Source organism: Micromonospora sp. WMMD882, assembly GCF_027497255.1.
Taxonomy (GTDB): Bacteria; Actinomycetota; Actinomycetes; order Mycobacteriales; family Micromonosporaceae; genus Micromonospora.
Map to the genome: position 1 here is coordinate 1197694 of NZ_CP114903.1, position 3097 is coordinate 1200790.

Consider the following 3097-nt stretch of genomic DNA (forward strand, 5'->3'; position numbering starts at 1 on the left):
CCCATGCGGGTAGGCATCGAGAAGCTGAATCTGTACGGCGGTCGCGCGTACCTGTCGATCGCCGACCTCGCCTCGGCGCGCGGCAACAACCTGGCCGAGCTGGAACGCCGCCAGATGGTGCCGTACGAGTCCCGGTCGATCATCCCCCCGTACGAGGACCCGGTGACCCTCGCGGTCAACGCCGCCGAACGGCTGCTCACCGACGACGACCGGGAGCAGATCGAGCTGGTGGTGGTGGCCACCGAGTCCGCCGTGGACTTCGGCAAACCCATCTCCACCTGGGTGCAGCGGCACAGCCGGCTGCCCGCGCACAGCCGCAACTTCGAGGTCAAGCACATGTGCTACGGCGGCACGGCCGCGCTGCGGGTCGCCGCGTCCTGGGTCGCCTCCGGCGTGCGCCCCGGCAGGAAGGCCCTGGTGATCAACAGCGATCTCAGCCGCACCCGCAACCACGTGCAGACCGAGGACGACGACCTGGGCGAGCTGATGGCCGGCGGCAGCGCGGTGGCGATGCTGGTCAGCGCCGAGCCGACCGTGTTCGAGCTGGAGCTGGAGAAGGCCGGTTACTGGACCAACGAGCTGTCCGACGCGCTGCGCCCCAACTCCCGTACCGAGATCATCACCGGGCAGACCAGCTTCTACTCGTACCTGGACGCGCTGGAGGAGACGTACGAGCGGTACGAGCAGCTCGTCGGCGAGATCGACTTCGACACGTACTTCCGGAAGAACATCTACCACGCGCCGTTCCCCGGCATGACCAGGGTCGCCCACCGGACCCTGCTCAACCGGATCGGCGGCTACGACAAGGCCGCCGTCGAGGCGAGCTGGCGGGAGCGGGTCGCCGAGAGCACCCACTTCGCCCGCCGGATCGGCAGCGCGTACGGCGCGTCCACGTTCATCTGCCTGCTCGGCATGCTGCACGCCGGCAGCGGCTTCACCACCGGGGACCGGTTCTCCGTGTTCGCGTACGGCTCCGGCTGTCAGGCCGAGTTCTACAGCGGCCTGGTCGGCGCCGACGCGCAGGCGTACGTGCGGGGTCTCGACCTGGACGCGCACCTGGACTCCCGGGTCCGGCTCGGCGTCGAGCAGTACGAGCAGATCGAGAAGGCCTGCGAGTCCAACATCGACGAACGCAGCTACCAGCCGCTGACCCAGGACGTCGGCGACCTGTACGCGCAGCGCTACGCCGGTCAGCGGCTGCTCGTCCTGGAGGGCGTCCGCGACTACCACCGCCACTACACGTGGAGCTGACCGTCATGGACCGCGCGGTGCGCGTCGAGATGGCCGACGGCGTCTGCTTCGTCACGCTCGTCGCGGCGGCCAACGGCAACGCCATCAACTTCGACCTGATCGACGGCCTGGAGGAGGCCCTCGACGCGGTGGACGCCGACCCGGCCTGCCGGGCGCTGGTGCTCACCGCCGAGGGGGACACGTTCTGCCGGGGTCTCGACCTGGAGGCGTTCTTCGTCCACGGCCGGCTGCCCGACCGCGACCAGTTGCGCCGGCTGCCGGCCTGCCTGGCCCGGCTGCGCCGCGCCCGGGTGCCGGTGCTCGCCGTCGCCGACGGCGAGGCCATGGGCGGCGGCGTCGGCCTGCTCGCCGCCTGCGACCTGGTGCTGGGCGCCCCGAACGCCCGGTTCATGCTCTCCGAGCCGATCGTCGGGCTGGTGCCGGCCACCATCGTGCCGTTCCTGCTGCTGCGCGTCGGCCCGGCCCGACTGCGGGCGATGACCCTGAGCACCCGGGGAGTCGGGGCCGCCGAGGCGCACGTCTACGGCCTGGTCGACGAGCTGGTCACCGGCGGCGTCGAGGCGGCGCTGCGGGCCCAGCTCCAGCGGATCTTCCGGTCCGCGCCGCAGGCGCTGGCCGAGACCAAGCGCTACTACGACAGGTGCAGCGCCGCCGACCTGGACGAGCAGATCGAGACCGGCCTGGACCTGTTCACCGGCTGGCTGGCCCGGCCCGACGTCCGGGACGGGGTCACCGCGTTCGGGGAGGGCTTCGCGCCGCCGTGGTTCGCACGCTATCGAGGGCGGATGGATGTTCCAGGTCATTCGGGTACGTGAGGTGGAGCCCGGCATCGCCGAGCTGACCCTCGACGACGCCGAACACGACAACCGGCTCAGCGACCGGCTCTGCGACGAGCTGCTGGCCGCCCTGGCACAGCTCGCCGCCGACCCGACGCTGAAGGTGCTGCTGCTGCGCGGCCGACCCGACGTGTTCTGCGCCGGTGCCACCATGGACGCGCTGCGCCGGGTGCTGGCCGGCACGCTGCACGTCAAGGACCTGCTGCTGTCCCGCCCCCTGCTGGACTTCCCGGTGCCGGTCGTCGGCGCGCTGGAGGGCCACGCCGTCGGCGGCGGCCTGGTCCTGGCGCTCTGCTGCGACCTGGTGGTGGCCGCCCGCGACCGCCGCTACAGCATGAACTTCGCCCGGATGGGCTTCACCCCGGCGATGGGCACCACCGCGCTGCTGCCCGCCGCCGTGGGGACCGCCACCGCCGCCGAGATGATCCTGACCGCCCGCTACCACCGGGGCCGCGACCTCGACGGCCGCGCCTTCTTCAACGCCGTCGTCCCGGCCGCCACGGTGTACGAGGTGGCGCTGGAACACGCCCGACGCATCGCCGAGAAACCCCGTCACGTGCTGGAGCTGACCAAGGAGACCCTGGCCCAGCCGCGACGGCAACTGCTGCGCGAGGCGATGTCCCGCGAGCACCTCATGCACCGGGTCTGCTTCGGCCGGCCCGAGGTCGCGGACATCGTCGCCGAGACCTACCTCACCTGACAGCACGACCCCACCGAGAAAGCGAGCGAGACATGGACCGTCAACACGTCGTGGACGTGGTCACCAAGCACATCCGGCTCAACGCCGAGGACCTGGACGACAAGCCGATCGACACCGCCCGGTCGATGAAGGAGTTCGGCCTCGGCAGTCTCGACATCGTCGAGATCGTGTCGGCCTCGATGCGGGAGCTGAAGATCCGGGTGCCCCGTACCGAGCTGGCGAACCTGTCCAACATCGACGAACTCGTCGACCTGTTCCTGAAGGTCAAGCAGGAGCAGTAGGCACATCTCGCGAGGAAGGGTTGCCCCCC

General features: G+C 70.8%; 4 protein-coding genes. All 4 read left to right on the plus strand.

All coding sequences use genetic code 11. The features are described 5' to 3' along the window. The first annotated feature begins 3 nt into the window (after positions 1-3). The 4 genes from O7606_RS04425 to O7606_RS04440 are packed head-to-tail and all read left to right on the plus strand — an operon-like array spanning position 4 to position 3068. The gene (locus tag O7606_RS04425) at positions 4-1251 is read left to right on the plus strand and encodes a hydroxymethylglutaryl-CoA synthase (RefSeq protein WP_281597733.1); all 1248 of its coding nucleotides are present in this window, start codon (positions 4-6) and stop codon (positions 1249-1251) included. Next, a complete protein-coding gene (locus O7606_RS04430) occupies positions 1242-2066 on the plus strand; it encodes an enoyl-CoA hydratase/isomerase family protein (RefSeq protein WP_281597734.1) in 825 nt (274 codons plus the stop codon). The genes O7606_RS04425 and O7606_RS04430 overlap by 10 nt, the downstream gene beginning before the upstream one ends. After that, on the plus strand, positions 2041-2787 hold the full coding sequence (locus O7606_RS04435; protein WP_281597735.1) for a polyketide synthase: 747 nt from the start codon (positions 2041-2043) through the stop codon (positions 2785-2787). Before O7606_RS04430 ends, O7606_RS04435 begins: the two co-directional genes overlap by 26 nt. Positions 2788-2819: 32 nt before the next feature. After that, positions 2820-3068 (plus strand): phosphopantetheine-binding protein, encoded by a 249-nt coding sequence (locus tag O7606_RS04440; protein WP_281597736.1) that lies wholly within the window; start codon positions 2820-2822, stop codon positions 3066-3068. The last annotated feature ends 29 nt before the right edge of the window (positions 3069-3097 follow it).

What these genes read in the sequence shown, in the direction of transcription:
- O7606_RS04425 (WP_281597733.1), top strand. Translation starts at nt 4, where the DNA reads ATGCGGGTAGGCATCGAGAAGCTGAATCTGTACGGCGGTCGCGCGTAC.
- O7606_RS04435 (WP_281597735.1), top strand. Translation starts at nt 2,041, where the DNA reads ATGTTCCAGGTCATTCGGGTACGTGAGGTGGAGCCCGGCATCGCCGAG.
- O7606_RS04440 (WP_281597736.1), top strand. Translation starts at nt 2,820, where the DNA reads ATGGACCGTCAACACGTCGTGGACGTGGTCACCAAGCACATCCGGCTC.